Source organism: Williamsia sp. CHRR-6 (genome assembly GCF_018474015.1).
Lineage (GTDB): Bacteria > Actinomycetota > Actinomycetes > Mycobacteriales > Mycobacteriaceae > Williamsia_A.
Map to the genome: position 1 here is coordinate 453,554 of NZ_JAHCSG010000003.1, position 19,055 is coordinate 472,608.

General features: G+C 68.0%; 16 protein-coding genes. 12 read left to right on the forward strand and 4 right to left on the reverse strand.

The window, feature by feature from the left end; translation table 11 throughout:
- Nucleotides 1-134 precede the first annotated feature (134 nt).
- The 4 genes from egtA to egtD are packed head-to-tail and all read left to right on the forward strand — an operon-like array spanning nt 135 to nt 4,505.
- A complete protein-coding gene (gene egtA, locus KIK15_RS10945) occupies nt 135-1,418 on the forward strand; it encodes an ergothioneine biosynthesis glutamate--cysteine ligase EgtA (RefSeq protein ID WP_214244313.1) in 1,284 nt (427 codons plus the stop codon).
- The gene (gene egtB, locus KIK15_RS10950) at nt 1,418-2,737 is read left to right on the forward strand and encodes an ergothioneine biosynthesis protein EgtB (RefSeq protein ID WP_214244315.1); all 1,320 of its coding nucleotides are present in this window, start codon (nt 1,418-1,420) and stop codon (nt 2,735-2,737) included. The genes egtA and egtB overlap by 1 nt, the downstream gene beginning before the upstream one ends.
- A 4-nt stretch (nt 2,738-2,741) precedes the next feature.
- Entirely contained in the window at nt 2,742-3,500 is a 759-nt protein-coding gene (gene egtC / locus KIK15_RS10955; protein WP_214244317.1) for an ergothioneine biosynthesis protein EgtC, read from the forward strand.
- Between the two features lie 33 nt (nt 3,501-3,533).
- The gene (gene egtD, locus KIK15_RS10960; protein WP_374222845.1) at nt 3,534-4,505 is read left to right on the forward strand and encodes an L-histidine N(alpha)-methyltransferase; all 972 of its coding nucleotides are present in this window, start codon (nt 3,534-3,536) and stop codon (nt 4,503-4,505) included.
- A 49-nt stretch (nt 4,506-4,554) separates the two neighbouring features.
- Here egtD and KIK15_RS10965 read toward each other — a convergent pair whose 3' ends face one another.
- From KIK15_RS10965 to KIK15_RS10980, 4 genes are all read right to left on the reverse strand, one after another.
- A complete protein-coding gene (locus KIK15_RS10965) occupies nt 4,555-5,703 on the reverse strand; it encodes a diguanylate cyclase (protein WP_214244319.1) in 1,149 nt (382 codons plus the stop codon).
- Nucleotides 5,700-6,104, reverse strand: a complete 405-nt coding sequence (locus KIK15_RS10970; protein WP_214244321.1) for a TetR/AcrR family transcriptional regulator — start codon at nt 6,102-6,104, stop codon at nt 5,700-5,702. The genes KIK15_RS10965 and KIK15_RS10970 overlap by 4 nt, the downstream gene beginning before the upstream one ends.
- Nucleotides 6,105-6,291: 187 nt before the next feature.
- Complete coding sequence (locus KIK15_RS10975) at nt 6,292-6,906, reverse strand: lipocalin family protein (protein ID WP_214244323.1); 615 nt, start codon at nt 6,904-6,906, stop codon at nt 6,292-6,294.
- 94 nt (nt 6,907-7,000) lie between these two features.
- Entirely contained in the window at nt 7,001-8,374 is a 1,374-nt protein-coding gene (locus KIK15_RS10980) for an NADP-dependent succinic semialdehyde dehydrogenase (protein ID WP_214244324.1), read from the reverse strand.
- A gap of 535 nt (nt 8,375-8,909) precedes the next feature.
- Here KIK15_RS10980 and nadB point away from each other — a divergent pair.
- The 8 genes from nadB (at nt 8,910) to KIK15_RS11020 (ending at nt 18,990) form a co-directional block, all read left to right on the forward strand.
- Entirely contained in the window at nt 8,910-10,448 is a 1,539-nt protein-coding gene (nadB, locus tag KIK15_RS10985) for an L-aspartate oxidase (RefSeq protein ID WP_250324439.1), read from the forward strand.
- Between the two features lie 60 nt (nt 10,449-10,508).
- Nucleotides 10,509-12,164, forward strand: coding sequence for a PQQ-binding-like beta-propeller repeat protein (locus tag KIK15_RS10990; protein ID WP_214244328.1), 1,656 nt, complete (start codon nt 10,509-10,511; stop codon nt 12,162-12,164).
- 128 nt (nt 12,165-12,292) lie between these two features.
- Nucleotides 12,293-13,435, forward strand: coding sequence for an acyl-CoA dehydrogenase family protein (locus tag KIK15_RS10995; RefSeq protein ID WP_214244330.1), 1,143 nt, complete (start codon nt 12,293-12,295; stop codon nt 13,433-13,435).
- A gap of 121 nt (nt 13,436-13,556) precedes the next feature.
- Complete coding sequence (locus KIK15_RS11000) at nt 13,557-15,155, forward strand: FMN-binding glutamate synthase family protein (protein WP_214244332.1); 1,599 nt, start codon at nt 13,557-13,559, stop codon at nt 15,153-15,155.
- 84 nt (nt 15,156-15,239) lie between these two features.
- On the forward strand, nt 15,240-16,055 hold the full coding sequence (locus KIK15_RS11005; protein ID WP_214244334.1) for a hypothetical protein: 816 nt from the start codon (nt 15,240-15,242) through the stop codon (nt 16,053-16,055).
- 123 nt (nt 16,056-16,178) lie between these two features.
- On the forward strand, nt 16,179-16,490 hold the full coding sequence (locus KIK15_RS11010; RefSeq protein ID WP_214244336.1) for a metal-sensitive transcriptional regulator: 312 nt from the start codon (nt 16,179-16,181) through the stop codon (nt 16,488-16,490).
- Nucleotides 16,491-16,516: 26 nt separating this feature from the next.
- A complete protein-coding gene (locus KIK15_RS11015) occupies nt 16,517-16,741 on the forward strand; it encodes a heavy-metal-associated domain-containing protein (protein ID WP_250324440.1) in 225 nt (74 codons plus the stop codon).
- Nucleotides 16,738-18,990 carry a cation-translocating P-type ATPase gene (locus KIK15_RS11020; RefSeq protein WP_214244338.1) on the forward strand — a complete coding sequence of 751 codons (2,253 nt, stop codon included), beginning with the start codon at nt 16,738-16,740 and terminating at the stop codon, nt 18,988-18,990. Before KIK15_RS11015 ends, KIK15_RS11020 begins: the two co-directional genes overlap by 4 nt.
- The last annotated feature ends 65 nt before the right edge of the window (nt 18,991-19,055 follow it).

Genomic DNA, 19,055 nt, shown 5'->3' on the forward strand with positions numbered 1-19,055 from the left:
GGACCATCGCACAGTTGCCGGTCGTCGTCTCGTGGCCCGTGGATGGGGGCCCTGTGCGCCGCAAGCGAGAAGAGCTGGCATCGACGGTGATACTCCGTAGAGTCAGCAGCAGTGCACCAACGACGAGTGGCCTCATGACGACCAGCACCGGCGAGCTCAGCTCACGCCCGGCGGCTGCGGCATACCTCACGCGGGTGTGTTTCAAGCTCGGCCCACCGCAGCTGATCGGTGCCGAGTTGGAGTGGTTCACCGCCGACGTGCGGGCACCCTCGGGCGCCGACCCTGTCATCTGCTCGCACCTGTCGGCCACCACCAGGCGTCCCGACCTCGAGCTGCTCGCCACTGCGCTCGGCTCGCACGCCCCTACCACCATCGCGCCGGATTCTCCGGCGCTACCGCTGAGCTCCGGGAGCATCGTCACCGTAGAGCCGGGTGGTCAGATCGAACTCTCCAGTCGCCCATTCGCCGATGCGGCCACGCTGCGCGCGGCACTGGCCGCGGACGAACACCAGCTACGTGGGCTGCTCGCGGCGCACGGGATCGTGATGATCGCCGGTGCCGCCGACGGATTCCGGCCGCCGCACCGCCTGCTGAGCAACGAGCGGTACGCGGCCATGGAGGCCAGCTACTCGCGTGGCGGCGTACTGGGCCGGTTGATGATGTGCAACACCGCGGCGGTACAGGTGGCCGTGGACGCGGGTGCGACTGTGGCACATGCCATGTGGCGGTTCGGTCTGCTACACGCCATCGGCCCGGCGCTGATCGCGGCATTCGCCAACTCACCACGACTACACGGCGTCGACGACGAATCGTGGGCATCGCAGCGGATGCGGACCTGGTTGGGCACCGACCGCAGTCGGGTGCCCCCGCACGGGCAGACCGTCGACGACTACACCGAGTGGGTGCTGGACGTGCCGCTGCTGTGCGTGCGGTGCGCCGACGGGTCGCTGTGGTCACCACCTGCAGGCACCACCGTCACCGACTGGATCGACGGCCACCTCGACGAGCGCGTGGGCCGCCGACCCACCGCCGCCGACCTCGACTACCACGTGTCCACGGTGTTCCCGATGGTGCGACCCAAGGGATATCTGGAGGTGCGCTACCTCGACGGGCAGCCGCCGGGGATGTGGGGCGTGCCGATATCGGCGGTGGCCGCCCTGCTGTCGACCGACGAGGTGGGTGCTGCGGCGATGGACATCGTCGCCGACACCGTCGACGCCTGGCACACCGCCAGCGTGGCGGGCCTGCGCGACCCCCAGCTGCGGGTGGCGGCCAGTCACCTGCTGACCCTGGCCGCCGATGCCACCGACTCACCCACCGCGCGAAACGAATTGGGAGTCGCGGCCGCCCGGTGCGCGCGTGGCCACACCCCCGCCGACGAAGCCACCATCACCGACCCCGCCGGAAAGGATGCCTGATGACGGTCACCGACCCGCAGATGACGATGCGCGCACACCTCGACGCGGTGCTGACCCGCGCTCGTGCCCGGACCACGGCACTCACCGACATCGCCGACACCGAACTGCGTCACCAACATTCACCGCTGATGAGCCCGCTGGTCTGGGATCTGGCGCACATCGGCAACCAGGAGGAGCTGTGGCTGATCCGGGAGGTGGGTAGGCGCGAACCCCTACGCGCCGACCTCGACGAGCTATACGACGCGTTCCGGCACACCCGCTCGTCGCGGTCGGGACTGCCGTTGTTGGACCCCGACCAGGCTCGCGCCTACACCGCGCAGGTCCGTGCCCGCGCGCTGGAGGTGCTCGAGGGCGCAGACCTCAGCGGTGATCCGCTGACCGACCGCGGTTTCGTGTTCGCGATGATCGCCCAGCACGAGCAGCAGCACGACGAGACGATGCTGGCCACCCACCAGCTGCGCGCCGGTGGACCGTTGCTGACCGCCCCGCCCGCCCCGAGCGCGGCCGGACCGGTCGATGCCTGCGCCGAGATCGTCATCGGCGCAGGCGAGTTCACGATGGGCACCACCACCGACCCGTGGGCCCTGGACAACGAGCGTCCCGCGCATCCGGTCTCGGTACCTGCCTTCGCCATCGAGATGTTCCCGGTGACCAATGCCCGCTACCTGGAGTTCGTCACCGACGACGGCTACCGGCGGCGTGAGTTGTGGACCGAGGAAGGGTGGGCGCACCGGGTTGCCGCCGACCTCACCGCACCGCAGTTCTGGGAGCGGGACTCCGACGGCACCTGGTGGCGGCGGATGTTCGGCCGCACCGTCGCGCTGCGCGCGCAGCAACCCGTGGTGCACATCAGCTTTCACGAGGCGCAGGCCTTCGCACGGTGGGCAGGCAAGCGGTTGCCCACCGAAGCCGAATGGGAGAAGGCCGCCCGCTTCGACCCGGCCACCGGTACCACCAGCAGCACCCGCTACCCCTGGGGCGAGGACGAACCCACTGCGACACAGGCGAATCTGGGTCAGCGACACCTCGAACCGGCCGACATCGGCGCCTACCCCGACGGTGCATCACCGTCGGGGGTGCAGCAGATGTTCGGTGACGTGTGGGAGTGGACGTCGTCGGGCTTCCACGCCTACCCCGACTTCACGATGTTTCCGTATCCGGAGTACTCCGAGGTCTTCTTCGGTGGCGACTACCGCATGCTGCGCGGCGGATCGTTCGGCAGCGACCCGGTGGCGGTACGGGCCACGTTCCGCAACTGGGATCACCCGATCCGCCGCCAGATCTTCTCCGGGGTACGACTGGCGCGGGACGTCGCCTGAATCGATGTGTCGCCATCTGGGATACCTGGGACCGACCGTCTCGGTCGGTGAGATGCTCACGCGGGGAACGCATTCGCTGATGACGCAGTCGTGGGCGCCGCGGGACATGCGGTGCGCGGCGGTGGTCAACGCCGACGGATACGGTGCCGCATGGTGGCCGCAGGACGCCGCACCGGCACGTGATCACCGCTGCGCGATGCCCATCTGGTCCGATCCTGCGGTGACCGGGGTGCTGGGTGAGGTGCGGTCGTCGGCCGTGCTGGCCGCGGTGCGCTCAGCCACGGTGGGGATGGTGGTCTCGGCGCAGGCCTGCGCACCGTTCGTCGAGGGTCGCTGGGCCTTCAGCCACAACGGCGTGGTGACCGGATGGCCACACAGCCTGGCTGAGGTGGCCGCGCAGGTACCTGCGGCGCAGTTGCTGACACTGCCCGCACCCACCGACTCCGCCGCCCTGTGGACCATCGTGCGCCACCGCTTGGGAATCGACGACACCGGTTGCGCCACAGCCGATCCCGCTGCTGTACTACGTGCCCTCGTCGCCGAGCTGGACCACCGCGCCCCGCAGTCGCGGCTGAACCTGATGCTCGGCGACGGACACACCCTGTGGGCCACCACAGTGCACCACTCACTGTCCACCCGCCACGACGGCACCAGCACCGTGCTGGCATCAGAACCCCTCGACGACGATCCGACCTGGACGGCAGTACCTGATCGTTCACTGGTGGTCGCCACCGCCGACACCGTTGCGGTGACACCCCTGTGAGCCACATCCCCAACCGACCCCAAGGGAGGCAGCGTGTCCGCTGCAGCACTGGAGATCCACATCAGCCCCGACGTTTTGGACGCGGCGATGATCGCCGATGTCCGGACCGGGCTGAGCGCGTCACCGAAGTCGATGCCGCCCAAGTACTTCTACGACGCGCACGGTAGCGACCTGTTCGAGCAGATCACCCGGTTGCCCGAGTACTACCCGACCCGCACCGAGAAGGCGATCCTCGCCGCGAACGCCGACGAGATCGCCGCGGCCACATCGATGGCGACGCTGATCGAGCTGGGCTCGGGCTCGTCGGAGAAGACCCGCCTGCTCCTTGAGGCGGGACTGCGCGCGGGAACCCTGCACACCTATGTGCCCCAGGATGTCTCGGTGACCGCGCTGCAGCAGGCGGTCGACGAGCTCGGGGTCGAGTATCCGGGGCTCGAGGTGGCGGGCATCGTCAGCGACTTCACCGACACGACAGCGTCGATCCCCCAACGCCCGCAGCGGACCGTGGCGTTCCTCGGCGGCACCCTGGGCAATCTGATCCCAGCGCAACGCGCACCGTTCCTGGCCGGCATCGCTGCGGCATTGCGTCCCGGCGAACACCTGCTGATCGGGGTGGGTCTGGTCATCGACCCGGCGGTGTTGGTCCCCGCCTACGACGATGCCGCCGGGGTGACCGCAGCGTTCAACCGCAACGTGCTCTCGGTACTCAACCACCGGTTCGGTGCCGACTTCGACCCGAGCGGTTTCGACCATGTCGCGGTGTGGGACGCCGAGAACGAGTGGATCGAGATGCGGCTGCGGGCGCGGCATGCGATGACCGTGGCTGTCAACGACCTGGATTTGACGGTGTCGTTCGAGGCGGCCGAGGAGATGTTGACCGAGATCTCCGCGAAGTTCCGTCGTAGTGGCATCACCGAGGAGCTGACCGCGGCCGGCTTCGACGTGCAACGCATCTGGTCTGACGCCGACGACCGATTCGCAGTTGTCCTCGCCGAACGGCGCTGAGCGGGCGGGCCAGGGTGTCGGTCACCGGGTGAGTGGTCCCGGGTGATCGTCACCGACTGACCTGGTTACCGCCCAACGTCTTGGCCCGGTACATCGCCAGGTCGGCCGCCACCAACAGGTCGTCGAGGTCACGTGCAGACTCGATCGTGGTCGCGGCGGACAGCCCGATGCTGATGGTCACCGTCACCCGGTCGTCCACCCAGGCGATGGACCGTCGGAGGCGGGCGGCCAGCGTGTCGCAGCAGAACCGTTCGCCCGGGCCGGCGTTGTCGGCGCGGACGCCCGCAGGTATCACGACCGCGAACTCCTCACCCCCGGTGCGGGCGGTGATCGCGCCGTCGGGCACTACGTGGTCGATGATCTCGGCCACGGCCATCAGCACCGCGTCACCCACCGCATGTCCGAACCGGTCGTTGATCGACTTGAACTTGTCGATGTCGATCACCAGGGCCGTCACCTCCCTGTCGCCGTCGGGCAGCTGCTCGACATCGGCGAACAATCCACGCCGGTTGTTCATCCCGGTCAGTGGGTCGCGGAACGCGCGCAGGGCGTCGCGGCGTAACGCGATCACCAACGGCATCAACATCAGCGGGATACCCAGCACCACCGGGCTCAGCGCGAACATCCTGTTGACGACCAGACCCACCGGGGCCGGCCCCTGGATGGCGGCCATGGTGACGAAGAACGACATGGCGATCACCGAGAAGACGAAGTGCACCACCATCACCCAGGGCCGGTGGTGGATGACGAGATAGATGCCGTTGGCCGCCAACAGCGCCAGCCCAGGCAGCGCGTCGAAGTAGGTCTTGTACATCGCCACCACCAGCACGGTGGTGATGTCGGCGTAGGCGATGATCGCCAGCGACATGCGCTGCGAGGGAAATGGTCCCCGCAACCAGGCGATGGCGATGAGGATCGACGAGAGCCCGATGATCAGGGCCACCGGGGCGGCACCGGGGCGACCGTGGCCCTGACTGAACCACCAGGCCGTGAGCACCCCGGAGGTGCCGTAGGCAAGCGAGGCCGTGCTCAGCAGAGTGCGGTGGAAGCGCTGTACCCGGACCTCGCGGATCAACCACTCGTAGTCACCGGGGGTGTTCCACCATTCGGAGACCTTCGCGTTGAACGCGTTCACCACTTCGCCGATCGGCGCCGCACGTCGACCCGCGCGGCCCTCGTCGGGCTCCACAGGCGTCATGTGGGCATCGCGGTGGCGAGGTGGGCGTCGATGCGAGCGCGGATGGCGGCCAGTCGAGGGTCGTCGTCCACGGCGAGCAGATCGGTCACCAACACAGCGGCAGCGGCAATGGCCGCGCGCGCGGCACCGTCGGGGTCGGGACCGATCGGCCCGAACAACAGCTCACGGAGCTCCGATCGCAGGTCCGGGTCACGTGCGGCCGCGCTCAGCAGCCCCGCCAGGGCCAGCCGTACGGCCGGACGCGCCATCGGGGGCCCCATCGCCTCGGGATCCCCGCTGAGCGCGTGCACCACCAGTCCGGCTTTGGACCGCCAGCGGCGGTTGATCGTCGCCCGCGCCACCCCCGAGCGCTGCGCCACCTCACGGATACTCACGTCGTCCCACCCCCCGTCGATCAACATCTCGCGCACCACTGGTAGCACGCGAGCGTCCACGGTCGCATCACGTGGACGACCCCCTCGGTTGCGCTGCACCTCTGCGGCACCACACCGATTACCGTCCGATGTCACAACCATGGTTGTCATGGTGCCGGATACGACAAACCCCGCAGACCGGAATGGGCCTACGGGGTATGTCAGCTCACAAAATTCAGCGCACGGTGCACAACGGCTGCGTGTTGGGGTACGCGCCGTCGATCGGAGTGGTGAGGAAGAAGCAGGTGTTGTAGCCGCGCGAGGAGACGACCTGTTTGATCTGCTTCCACTGCGAGGCGTTGACCTGCTTGTCGCGCTTGAGCACGAAGCCCGACAGGCGCTCGGAGCTACCGACCAGCGCCCACGAGTAGTCCGGCGCGATGTAGCTGACGATGTAGTTGCTGGGGCCGTCCTTGGAGTTCATGAACGGTACCGACGGGAAGCTGACGTGCAACGCAGCGTTGGTCTTCTTGTCGTTGAGGCGGGCGTTGCCGACGATGGTGCGTCGCGGCCCGACCAGCGGGGTGCAGGAGTTCTCCACCTTGATGTCGATGTCGCTGAGCTTGGTGTAACGGGCCTGGGTGTTGCGCAGGCAGTCGATGTTGAACGGCGCCGGGATGGCAGCCACCTGGTTCCAGACGCCCACGTACCGGGTGAGGTCCAGCTTGGCCACCGGGGCCAACGGGGCGGCGGCCGCGCCGCCGGCGCCGACGACGAGTCCGATGACGCTCGCCAGCGAGATGATCGCAGCGACCAGCGCCGACCGGCGACGGGTGGAGGACGTGCTCATGGAGTGCTCCTGTCGAAAAGTGTCTCGCCGAACGGCGAGAATTGCAGTGATCTCGTTGGCGCACAACTGCTTTGCGCACCGGGCAGGACCCCCCTCAGGCGACCCACACGGTCTTGATGTTACAGAACTCCAGCATGCCGTAATTCGCCAGCTCACGGCCGTGCCCGCTGGTCTTGATCCCGCCGAACGCGATCTCGGGGTACGAGGTGGTCATGCCGTTGACGAAGACCTGCCCGGCCTGCAACTCGTCGATGCACCGTTCGATCTCGCCGGCGTCGGTGGTCCACACGTTGGACCCGAGTCCGAAAACGGAGTCGTTGGCGATGCGCAGGGCGTCGTCGAGGTCGGTGGCCCGGTACAGGGAGGCCACCGGCCCGAACGTCTCCTCGGCATAGATGCGCATGGCCGGGGTGATGTCGGCGATCACGGTCGGCGGGTAGAACCAGCCGGGGCCGTCGGGGACGGTTCCGCCGGTGAGGACGGTGGCGCCCTTGGCCGTGGCGTCGTCGACCAACTCGATGACGTCGGTGCGACCCTGCTCGGTGGCCAGCGGTCCGACGACGGTGTCGGGGTCGGTGGGGTCACCCACCTTCTGGGCCGCCATTGCCGCGGTGAACAACTCGGTGAACGCGTCGTACACATCGGTGTGCACGATGAAACGTTTTGCCGCGATGCAGGATTGGCCGTTGTTCTGACACCGCGCCACGGTCGCGACGCGCGCTGCGGCAGCCAGGTCGGCCGAGGGCAACACCACGAACGGGTCGGAGCCACCGAGTTCGAGGACCACCTTCTTGAGTGCTTTTCCGGCACTGACGCCCACGCTGCGGCCGGCGCCTTCGCTGCCGGTGAGTGTCGCCGCGGCCACGCGTGGGTCGGAGATGACCGCATCGACCGCGTCGGATCCGATGAGCAGCGTCTGGAATGCCCCAGCGGGCAGGCCCGCGCGGGCGAACAGGTCACCGAGGTAAAGCGCCGTCTGGGGCACGTTGGAGGCGTGTTTGAGCAGGCCGACATTACCCGCCATGAGGGCGGGTGCCGCGAACCTGATGACCTGCCACAGTGGGAAATTCCACGGCATCACCGCCAACACCACTCCCAGCGGGGCGAAGCGGTGAAATGCCCGCGACGCACCGACGGCGGCGGCGTCGGCGGCCTCGTCGGCCAGCATCGCCTTAGCGTGTTGGGCGTAGAAGCGAAGCCCCTTGGCGCACTTGGACACCTCGGCTCGCGCCGCGGCCAGCGTCTTGCCCATCTCTGCGGTCATGGTGGCGGCGAGGGTGTCGATGTCGGCGTCGAGAAGGTCGGCGGCGGCCCGCAATCCGGCCGACCGATCGGCAAAACTGGTGTGCCGGTAGGTGTCGGCGGTGGCCGCGGCCGTGGCGAGGGCCGCCTCGATCTGTTCGGCCGTGTGGGCGGTGAAGGTGGCCAGCGTCTGGCCGGTCGCCGGGTTCACAGATGCGATGGCCACTGTGCGCTCCTCAGGGTCGGGTGATCGGATGTCAGCTGTGCTCACCCTACGGTCGGCGCCCAACCGATCTGTTCGATCCCCAGACAACGCTCGGGGTCGCCGGGCGAGATCACGCTCGGGGCCGGTTCGCACGGTCAGGGCCGGTTCGCACGGTCAGGGCCGGTTCGCACGGTTGGGGTCGGTTCGCACGGTTGGGGTCGGTTCGCACGGTCAGGGCCGGTTCGCACGGCGCATGCAGCGTGCGAACAGCGCCACACCATGCGAACGGCGTCACACCGCGCGAACACCGTCGGCAGCCGGTTCGCACGGGTTGCGGTCGGTTCGCACGGTCAGGGTCGGTTCGCACGGTCAGGGCCGGTTCGCACGGCGCATGCAGCGTGCGAACAGCGCCACACCATGCGAACACCGTCACACCGTGCGAACACCGTCGGCACGCGCGGATCCTGGCGGGCCGTGTCCACCGCATGGTAGTTTTCGATCGTCGGTCGAAAACCTTCGTCGATCCCGGCTCCGCCCAACTGAGGGAGACATCGCCATGGTGTCGACAGCTCGTACCCCATCCGACCTGATCGTCGTCGGCGCCGGTGTGGCCGGCCTGACCGCCGCCATCACCGCTGCGGAGCTGGGACTGTCGGTGACGGTGTTGGCCAAGGGGCCCGGTACCCACGCCGGTCCGGACACCGCCACCGCTTACGCCCAGGGCGGCATCGCCGTGGTCGACCCCCGCGACCCACTCGACTCCATCGAGGCCCACGTCGCCGACACCGTGGCCGCCGGCGCCGGTCATACCGACGAGGCCGTCGCGCGCTCGATCATCGCCGCCGGACCCGATGCGGTGAACGCGTTGATCGCTTGGGGTGCCCGGTTCGACACCGACGCCACCGGCCGCTTACGCCGCACCCGCGAGGGCGGGCACAGTGCGCGGCGCATCATCCACGCCGGTGGTGACGCCACCGGCGCCGAAGTGCAGCGCGCCTTGTGGACCCACGCGGGCGCCATGCCCGGCATCACGGTGATCGCTTGTCTGGCGACCGAACTCATCCGACGAGACGGCACCGTGATCGGAGTGACCGCCGAAAGTGGCGATGGCCCAATGCGATTCCTGGCCCCCACGGTGGTGCTGGCCACCGGTGGCATCGGGCAGGTCTATGCCGCCACCACCAACCCGGTGGGCAGCACCGGCGACGGCATCGCATTGGCGCTGCAGGTCGGCGCATCGGTGCGCGATATGGAGTTCATCCAGTTCCACCCCACCATGCTCTACACCCCCGGTGCGCGGGGACGCCGCACCCTGGTCAGCGAAGCCGTCCGCGGCGAGGGCGCCACCCTGGTCGATGCACGCGGCGACTCGATCATGGCGGGGCGTCATCCGTTGGGCGACTTGGCACCTCGCGATGTGGTGGCCCAGGCCATCCATTCCTCGATGGCCGTCTCGGGGGATCCGTGCGTGTATCTCGACGCCCGCGGCGTGGCCGACTTCGCCGAACGCTTCCCCACCGTCACTGCAGGCGTACGCGCCATCGGGGTGGACCCGGTGGCCGAGCTGATCCCGGTGGTACCCGGGGCGCACTATCTGTGTGGTGGCGTGGCCACCGACACCCACGGATCCACTGACATCGACGGACTGTTTGCCGCAGGCGAGGTGGCACGGACCGGCCTGCACGGTGCAAATCGATTGGCGTCCAACAGTTTGCTGGAGGCGCTGGTGGTGGGGCGTCGGGTGGCGGCACGCGCCGCCGACCGGGTGGGCACCATCGCGATCATCGACCCCGGCGCCGATGAACCAGCGGTCCGGCCCGTCCTCGACCGGACCACACTGCAGGATGCGATGTCGGCCCACGCAGGTGTCTCCCGCGACGCCGAGGGCCTGAACATCCTCACCGAACTGCTGGTCACCGCTCCGAAACGCCTGGCCCACAACGATATCGACCACGAAGGCGCATCGCTGGCCGCAGTCGCCGGCGCCGTGGTGGCTGCGGCCACCGCCCGCACCGAGTCGATGGGTTGCCATCAGCGCACCGACGATCGGTCACACCTGGCCCACACCGTCACGGTGGCGGGGTGCCGCCGCTAGACTTCTCGCAAGTTTGTACACCGGCGGGCCCAGCACCCCGCCTGGGCACGAGGGGTGCGTATGACATCGGCCAGGGTGACACAGATCCGGTGGTCGTACGCCGCCTGTGCGGGCATGGCGGTCGGCGCGATCGCCTCGGCGGTCTACGGGCGGGTGCGGCTGGAGGCGATCAACGACCCTCTGCCACCGGTGGATCCAGGCCGGTTCACCACTGTCGCAAGCTGGGTGGCGGGGATCTCGGTGCTCACCGCGGTGTTGCTGCTCGCGGCCATCTGGGCCGGGCGCCGGACCTGGACGGCAGGACACGCGTTGATGATGGTTGCGCTGTGCACCGTGCTCGTGTTGCTCAACCTCGCGCCTGCGCTCAACCGCATCGCGCGCGACACGGCCATGACCACGGCTGCGACCGGGGCTGGTTTCCTGCGGGCGGCGCTGCTGATGGCGGTGATCAGCACTGCGCTACTGGTGGTGACCCGCATCATCGGATCTGGGATGAGCAACGAGGCGCAGGCGGAGCAGTTTCCGACTCGGGCATCTCTGCTGACAGCGACAACCCTGGCGGTCGTGCTCAGCATTGTTGGTGTCCACGTACTTTCGCCGACCACGGGCACCGGCGAGGTCCATACCGCTGCGGGTGCCAGGTCCGCTGCAGCTCGTGACATCCCCGACCCGCTCGACGTGGGACGCGTGGCCTACCGACTCGACAGCGCCATCTTCGGTCTGGCCTACGCGGGGCCCGGGTTCGTCACCTCGGGTAACGGCGGCCTCATCGCCTACGACGGGGCAACCGGGACGCAGCGGTGGCGTCGCGCTGTGTCCACCAGCCGGTACGGCTACGGCTCCCCTCGGTTCGACAGCACCGACGATGGGAAGGTGGTGGTGGTTCGCGATCGTGGCACCGTCACGGGTGTCGATGGCGCCACCGGCCGACAGCTGTGGCACCTCATCGACCCGGCGGTTCTCGTCGGGGTGGGTCCGTTCGACGGCGGAACCGTCTACGTTCTACGCCGTCGCGCCGCCACCAGCGAGCTACTAGCCCTGGATGTAGGCACTGGTAAACGGCGATGGTCGCAGGCGACCAGCATCCCCGCCGAGTGCGACAGAGTGGACAGCGCGATCGGTTCCGGATTCCTGTGGATCTCGACGTCGTGCACATCGTCCACCGATGCGTTCTACAGCAGCTCGACCGGGGCACCGATGTCGAAACGTTTCGTCGCTGGCGACGTCGCTTTAGCACCAGATGGCCTGGTGTGGGTGCGTCCTGGGGCGAGGCTTCCCGATCGCGCCGACAGCATCGTCTACACGGTCGCCAACGGCGGCGAGACTACGTTGGTCGCACCGCGGCGCGACCAGTGGATCACCGTGATCGGGGTAGGGCGCGACGGACAGGTGCTGTACGAGTCGGGATCGGCGCTGTTCACCGTGTCGCTACGCGGAGGTCCACCACGACGATTGGTGGTGCCGGCGGCTGTCTTCGGGGTCGACTCACGAGCCGTCGCGCGCAACCGCCGCGGGTTCACTCTGGCCGGTGAAAGCAGGACCGGCAGCGTGCTGCTGGATGTGGACACGAGCTCCGGCGCGGTCACCACGCGTACCGGCCCCTGCCCCGAGGAGATCGCCGACCTCGTGCGAGTGCCTGGAGCGCTGTTGGCGTCGTGCACGGGCACCTTCGGCGGCCAACATGTCATCGGTCTGGTGTCGTCGAGCCAGTCCTAGGTCACCCACCAATGAAACTGAACCCCTTGTCATGTTTCTTCGTGCGCGCGTAACCTCGAGGGAACGAGCGATCGCTCGGCGCAGCGTGCGCCGGGTTCCCACCAGCAACCGATGAGGGTGTACCTGCGATGAAACGACTGATCTTCGAACCCGAACACGAGCAGCTGCGCGAAACCGCCCGCACCTTCATCGAACGCGAGGTGGCGCCGCACGCCGACCAGTGGGAACTGGACGGCATCGTCGACCGCGAGGTGTTCAAGAAGGCCGGTGAGGCCGGGCTGCTGGGCTTCAGCCAGCCCGAGGAGTACGGCGGCGCCGGCATCGACGACTTCCGGTTCAATGCCGTGGTCATCGAGGAGTTCGCGCGCGTCGGGTCGCGTGGGCCGGGCATGTCGCTGCAAAACGACGTGGTGGGTCCCTACCTGACCAACCTGTGCACCGAAGAGCAGAAGAAGCGTTGGGTGCCCGGCTTTGCCACGGGTGAGATCATCGGCGCCATCGCCATGACCGAACCCGGCTGCGGCAGCGACCTGGCCGGTATCAAGACCTCGGCGGTCCTCGACGGCGACCACTGGGTGCTCAACGGCGCCAAGACCTTCATCTCCTCAGGTATCAACTCCGACCTGGTCATCGTGGTCACCCGCACCGACCCCACCGCCGGACACAAGGGCTTCACACTGCTGGCCGTCGAGCGCGGCATGGCCGGATTCGAGCGGGGCCGCAACCTCAAGAAGCTGGGCCAGCACGCTCAGGACACCGCCGAGCTGAACTTCACCGACGTGCGTGTGCCGGTGAACAACGTGATCGGCGAGGTGGGCAAGGGTTTCTACCACCTGATGCACAACCTGCCGTCTGAGCGTCTGGCCATCGGCGTCGGTGCCATCGCGACGGCCAAGATCGCGCTGGAGGAGACGCTGGCCTACGCCAAGGACCGCAAGGCCTTCGGTCAGTCCATCGGCTCGTTCCAGGCCAACAAGCACAAGATCGCGGAGATGGCCACCGAGTTGGACGTGGCGCAGGCCTACATCGACCGCAGCATCGTGGCCGCCGTCGACAAGGAACTCACCGCTGTCGATGCGTCAAAAGCCAAGTGGTACTGCACCGAACTGGCCAAGCGGACCATCGACACCTGCTTGCAGCTGCACGGCGGCTACGGCTACATGGCCGAGTACCCCATCTCGCGGATGTACAAGGATGTCCGCATCGAGACCATCTACGGCGGCACCACCGAGATCATGAAGGACATCATCGGCAAGGACCTCGGTTTCTGAGACCCGGCTGCCGAGTCTCATTCCGCGCCTCTGCTGAAAACTGCCTCGTGAGCACGCGTCGGGGGGAATGTTCCCTCCAACGGTTGCCGCGGGGCAGTTTTCGGCACGTAGGTTGGTCGCCATGGTGATTGCTGCTGTCCTTCTGGGCACCCTCGGTGGGGCCGTCGGTTTCGGCCTGTTGGCCATCTTCATCTGGTGGGGATGGTGGGTGGTCGCCGGGTTCTTCCTGCTCGGGTTGGTCATCGCGCTGGCCGACCTCACCCAGCGCCGCCACTCCATCCTGCGCAACTACCCGCTGATCGGACATCTGCGCTTCCTGATGGAGACCATCCGTCCCGAGCTGCAGCAGTACTTCATCGAGCGCAACTACGACGGCCGGCCCTTCGACCGTGACGTACGCACGCTGATCTACGAGCGCGCCAAGGGGATTCACGCCGAGCAGTCGTTCGGCACCGAACGTGACCTCGATGCGGCGGGCTACGAATACCTGGTGCACTCGGCGATGCCGGTGCCCGTGCCCGCCCAACCGCCCAGGGTTCGTATCGGTGGCCCGAAATGCACTGCGCCGTACTCGATGTCGCTGCTCAACGTGTCCTCGATGAGCTTTGGAGCGCTGTCTGGGACCGCGCTCACCGCACTCAACCGCGGCGCCTCGGCAGGGGGTTTCGCCCACGACACCGGCGAGGGTGGGCTCACCCCGTATCACCTGGAAGCCGGCGCCGACCTGATCTGGGAACTGGGTTCGGGCTACTTCGGAGCCCGCACCCCCGACGGCCGTTTCGATCCGGAGATGTTCGCGCGCAAGGCATCCGACCCTCACGTCAAGTGCATCTCGATCAAGTTGAGCCAGGGCGCCAAGCCCGGGATCGGCGGGGTGTTGCCTGCGGTGAAGGTGACCGCGGAGATCGCCGCATATCGGGGTGTCCCGCAGGGCGTGGACTGCATCAGCCCCGCCTTCCATTCCGCGTTCACCACTCCGCGGGAACTGGTGCGCTTCGTGGCGCACCTGCGAGAGCTGGCCGGCGGCAAACCAGTCGGCATCAAACTCTGCGTCGGTGACCGCAGCCAGGTGTTGAGCATCTGCAAGGCGATGGTGGCCGAGGACGACGGCCCAGACTTCATCATCGTCGACGGGGCCGAAGGCGGCACTGCCGCAGCACCTCTGGAGTTCGAGGACCACATGGGGCTACCGCTGACCGACGGGTTGCTGACCGTGCACAACGCACTGGTGGGAACGGGTTTGCGTGATCGGGTGAAGGTGGGGGCCAGCGGCAAGGTGGCCTCGGGCAGCGACATCGTCAAACGCCTCATCCAGGGCGCCGACTTCACCAACTCCGCACGCGCCATGATGATGGCGATCGGCTGCATCCAGTCGCAGCGCTGTCACACCAACCAGTGCCCGGTGGGTGTGGCCACCCAGGATCCCCGGCGCGCCCGCGCCCTCGACGTCCCCGACAAAGCCGCCCGGGTACATCGCTATCACGAGGCCACCGTCGCCCAGGCCGTGGCGCTGATGGCCGCCATGGGAGTGTCCGACCCGTCGCAGCTACATCCGGCGATGTTGCGCAAACGCACCGACTCGGTCACCCAACGCTCCTACGCCGAGATCCATGAGTGGCTCGACGACGGGGAACTGTTGGCCGATCCGCCACCGAACTGGGTGCGTGATTGGGCGCGCGCCGACGCCGACTCGTTCAACGGCGCAGCCCGCGCCCGCTGACCCCCTCAATCCCACTCTCGGTCGCCTGTTCGGTGACCAGCCACCGGTCGGGCCACTACTGTGTGCGGTGGGCCGGAGGGGGTGATGTGGATGCAGGACGGTTGTTGGTCGACGGTCATCTGCAGCGCGGCCGAACGCGCGCAACTCGGTCACACCAGCGATGACGCCTGGGTTCTGAGCTGTCGGCTCAGCCTCGGCCACGGCGGTGACCACGCCTCCGACGCCGAACGAGTCCCCCGTTTCGATCGACGACTCTGGTTGCAGTGGAACGATGTCGACCCGCACGCCCAGTCGCTGATCGATCGCAATCCGTGTTCGGGCGGCGTGGGCGCGCGATGCATGTTGTTCGAAGGGCACGCAGGCGCGCACTGGTACGCACCGACGAATGGTCACGCGCACTCGGTTTCGGGCGAGCCGCGTAGAGCCGACAGCGACACCAGCCGACGCAACGGGTCGAGCGCCTCGAATGTATTGACCGTCGGCCGTCTGGAGAACCCGCACCTCGCCGAGGTCGCGCCGGTGCCTGCGCCATCGACCTCCGACACCCCCGACATCGCACACGGCTCCGACATCTCGCCAGGGATCGAGGCCACCCATCCCGCCGCGCGCTCGCGGCACGCCGACCTCTCCGGATCGCTTCCCCCGCGGCCGCCCACCACGCCTCGCCCCGGGCGCCGACGCGCACCCGATGTCGACGACACCAGCACCCGCCTGATCGAACGCGTCACCGAGCCGATCGACGCCACCCGGCCCGGGGCCACCGCCGCTGCATCTCATCCGGCGACGGCGAGCACCCCGGTCGCCGACGACGGTCCCACCGTCAGCCAGGCGCTGGATTCGCTGTCGGCTGCGCTGGCCCAGCTCGCCGCCGCGCTGCGCCGCTCCGGTCGCCATCTCTGACCCGTATCCGACCAGCGTCGGTGGTGACAGGGCGATCGGCAGCTCATTCGATACCCTAGGGGGGTACCGTACTGGACCTCGGGCTGGTATACCTATAGGGGGTATCGGGCGACAGGCGAGGAGATGCGGGTGAGCGACACCGACCAGATCACACATCACGGCTACATCCAGAACAAAGACGACTACCTCAAGCGGCTACGGCGCATCGAGGGTCAGGCCCGTGGGCTGCAGCGGATGGTGGACGAGGAGGCCTACTGCATCGACATCCTGACGCAGGTGACCGCGATGACCAAGGCCCTACAGGCCGTCGGCCTGGGCCTGTTGTCCGAGCACATGAACCACTGCGTCCTGCACGCCGCCCAGGAGGGTGACGCCGCAGGACACGTCAAGATCCAAGAGGCGATGGATGCCATCACCCGCCTGGTCAAGTCCTGACCATCATCTCTGAGGAGGAACCGAGAATGAGCGAGAACATCTCCACCACAACCAATTTCACCGTCACCGGAATGACCTGCCAGCACTGCGTGATGTCGGTGACCGAGGAGATCTCCGAGGTACCCGGGGTGCGCGGCGTCGATGTCGACCTCGACACGGGCCTGGTCTCGGTGACCAGCGACGGACCCGTCGACCCCGCAGCCGTGGCGGCAGCGGTCGACGAGGCGGGTTTCGCACTCGCAGCCGGATGACCGCGGCGCGCACCGCCGACGTGGTCGACACCGTCCTCGACATCGACGGGATGACCTGCGCGTCGTGCGCCGCCCGCATCGAACGCAAGGTCGGCAGGCTCGACGACGTGACGGTCACGGTCAACTTCGCCACCGAGACCGCGCGGGTGCGCCACCCGGCCCACCTGCACATCGACACCCTGACCGACGCGGTGGCCGCGGCGGGCTATCAGGCCCGCCCGCACGCACCTGAGCACGACCGAGAAGCCGAGAGTGAGCAACGGTCGCGGACGTTGCGTCGGCGGCTGACCATCGTTGCGGCCCTGAGCATTCCGGTTGTGGCCCTGGCCATGGTGCCCGCGTGGCAGTTCGTCGGGTGGCAGTGGGTGTCGCTGGTGTTGGCCACCCCGGTGGTGACCTGGGGAGCTTGGCCCTTCCATCGGGCCGCGGTGTCCGGGGCGCTGCATCGCACCACCACGATGGACACCCTGGTGTCCATCGGGATCGTCGCCGCCTACGGATGGTCGTTGTGGGCGTTGATGTTCGGTGGCGCCGGCGACCCCGACGTCCACCAAGGCATGTCGATGTCACCCACAGCGATGAGCGGTCATCGCAGCGTTCCCGAGATCTACCTCGAGGTGGCGGCCGGGGTGACGGTGTTCCTGCTGGCCGGGCGCTACCTGGAGGCGCGGTCCACCCGCGAGGCAGGCTCGGCGCTGCGCGCGTTGGCCGCGCTCGGCGCCAAGAACGCGACGCTGGTGCTCGACACCCCCGACGGCCCACGCGAAACCACGATCGCTGCAGCAGATCTCGCGGTGGGCGACGTGATCCGGGTGCGGCCCGGGGAAACCATCGCCACCGACGGAGAGGTGATCGACGGGGCCTCGGTGGTCGATCAGTCGGTGATCACCGGAGAGTCGGTACCGGTCGACATCGGTCCGGGCGATCGGGTGATCGGATCGACGATCAACGCCGGCGGCACCCTGCTGGTGCGGGCCACGTCGGTGGGCTCGGACACCGCGCTGGCGCGCATCACCGCCCTCATGCAACGCGCTCAAGACGGTAAGGCCGACGCTCAACGTCTCGCCGACCGCGTGTCGGCGTATTTCGTGCCCGCCGTGCTGATCCTGGCCGCCCTGACCTTCACCGGTTGGATGGTCTTCGACGGCTCAGCCGGTTCGGCACTCCCGCCCGCGGTGGCGGTGTTGATCATCGCGTGCCCGTGTGCGCTGGGGCTGGCCACACCGACCGCGCTGATGGTGGGCACCGGGCGCGGCGCCGCACTCGGGGTGCTGATCCACGGTCCACGCGCGCTGGAGCGGGCTGGGCGCATCGACACCGTGGTGCTCGACAAGACCGGCACCCTGACCACGGGTGTGATGGCGGTGACCGACGTGATCGTCGCGCCCGACGCCGAACGGCGCGACGTGGTGCGACGAGCCGCTGCCGTGGAGACAGGCTCGGAACATCCCATCGCGCGGGCGGTCGCGGCCGTGCAGACCGATGGCCCGTTGCCTGCGGTCACCGATTTCGTCAGTGCCACCGGACGCGGTGTACGCGGCACGGTCGACGGCGTGACCGTCTGGACCGGTCGGGTGGGATGGGCGTTGGAGGCAGGTATGCGCCTGCACCCCAGGGTGAGTGCCGCCATCGAGCGTGCCGAATCGAACGGGGCCACGGCGGTGGCCGTGGCCTGGGAGGGCGAGATCAGGGGCGCGATCGTCGTCTCCGATGAACTCGCACCACACGCGCAGGAGGCGGTCGCCGGCTTGATCGGGCTGCACTTGCGCCCCATCCTGTTGACCGGCGACAACGCTGGGGCGGCGAACAGCATTGCCGCACAGGTGGGAATCGACACCGTGATCGCCGGCGTGCTGCCCGAGCAGAAGGTGGCCACCATCGTCGAACAGCAACGCGCCGGGTCACGGGTGGCCATGATCGGCGACGGGGTGAACGATGCTGCGGCGTTGGCTCAGGCTGATCTGGGTCTGGCCATGGGGACCGGTACCGACGTGGCGATGGCCGCAGCCGATGTGACCTTGATGTCGGGTGATCTCCGTGCCGCGGTGGATGCGATCAGATTGTCCCGCGCCACATTACGGACCACCCATGGAAATCTGATCTGGGCGTTCGGGTACAACGTCGCAGCGTTGCCGTTGGCTGCGGCAGGCCTGCTGAACCCGATGTTCGCCGGAGCGGCGATGGCCTTGTCGTCGGTGTTCGTCGTAGCCAATAGCCTGCGTCTCAAGCGATTCCGCGGGCGCACCTGATCATCACTTCGTCACCCACCAACAGATCGCGCTCCACCTTGTCACCCCCGCTTCAGCAAACAATT

Excerpts from the sequence above, each read along its gene's own strand:
- egtA (WP_214244313.1), top strand. The coding sequence starts at position 135 with ATGACGACCAGCACCGGCGAGCTCAGCTCACGCCCGGCGGCTGCGGCA.
- egtB (WP_214244315.1), top strand. The coding sequence starts at position 1,418 with ATGACGGTCACCGACCCGCAGATGACGATGCGCGCACACCTCGACGCG.
- egtC (WP_214244317.1), top strand. The coding sequence starts at position 2,742 with ATGTGTCGCCATCTGGGATACCTGGGACCGACCGTCTCGGTCGGTGAG.
- KIK15_RS10965 (WP_214244319.1), bottom strand. The coding sequence starts at position 5,703 with ATGACGCCTGTGGAGCCCGACGAGGGCCGCGCGGGTCGACGTGCGGCG.
- KIK15_RS10970 (WP_214244321.1), bottom strand. The coding sequence starts at position 6,104 with ATGTTGATCGACGGGGGGTGGGACGACGTGAGTATCCGTGAGGTGGCG.
- KIK15_RS10975 (WP_214244323.1), bottom strand. The coding sequence starts at position 6,906 with ATGAGCACGTCCTCCACCCGTCGCCGGTCGGCGCTGGTCGCTGCGATC.
- nadB (WP_250324439.1), top strand. The coding sequence starts at position 8,910 with ATGGTGTCGACAGCTCGTACCCCATCCGACCTGATCGTCGTCGGCGCC.
- KIK15_RS10990 (WP_214244328.1), top strand. The coding sequence starts at position 10,509 with ATGACATCGGCCAGGGTGACACAGATCCGGTGGTCGTACGCCGCCTGT.
- KIK15_RS10995 (WP_214244330.1), top strand. The coding sequence starts at position 12,293 with ATGAAACGACTGATCTTCGAACCCGAACACGAGCAGCTGCGCGAAACC.
- KIK15_RS11000 (WP_214244332.1), top strand. The coding sequence starts at position 13,557 with ATGGTGATTGCTGCTGTCCTTCTGGGCACCCTCGGTGGGGCCGTCGGT.
- KIK15_RS11005 (WP_214244334.1), top strand. The coding sequence starts at position 15,240 with ATGTGGATGCAGGACGGTTGTTGGTCGACGGTCATCTGCAGCGCGGCC.
- KIK15_RS11010 (WP_214244336.1), top strand. The coding sequence starts at position 16,179 with ATGCGGGTGAGCGACACCGACCAGATCACACATCACGGCTACATCCAG.
- KIK15_RS11015 (WP_250324440.1), top strand. The coding sequence starts at position 16,517 with ATGAGCGAGAACATCTCCACCACAACCAATTTCACCGTCACCGGAATG.
- KIK15_RS11020 (WP_214244338.1), top strand. The coding sequence starts at position 16,738 with ATGACCGCGGCGCGCACCGCCGACGTGGTCGACACCGTCCTCGACATC.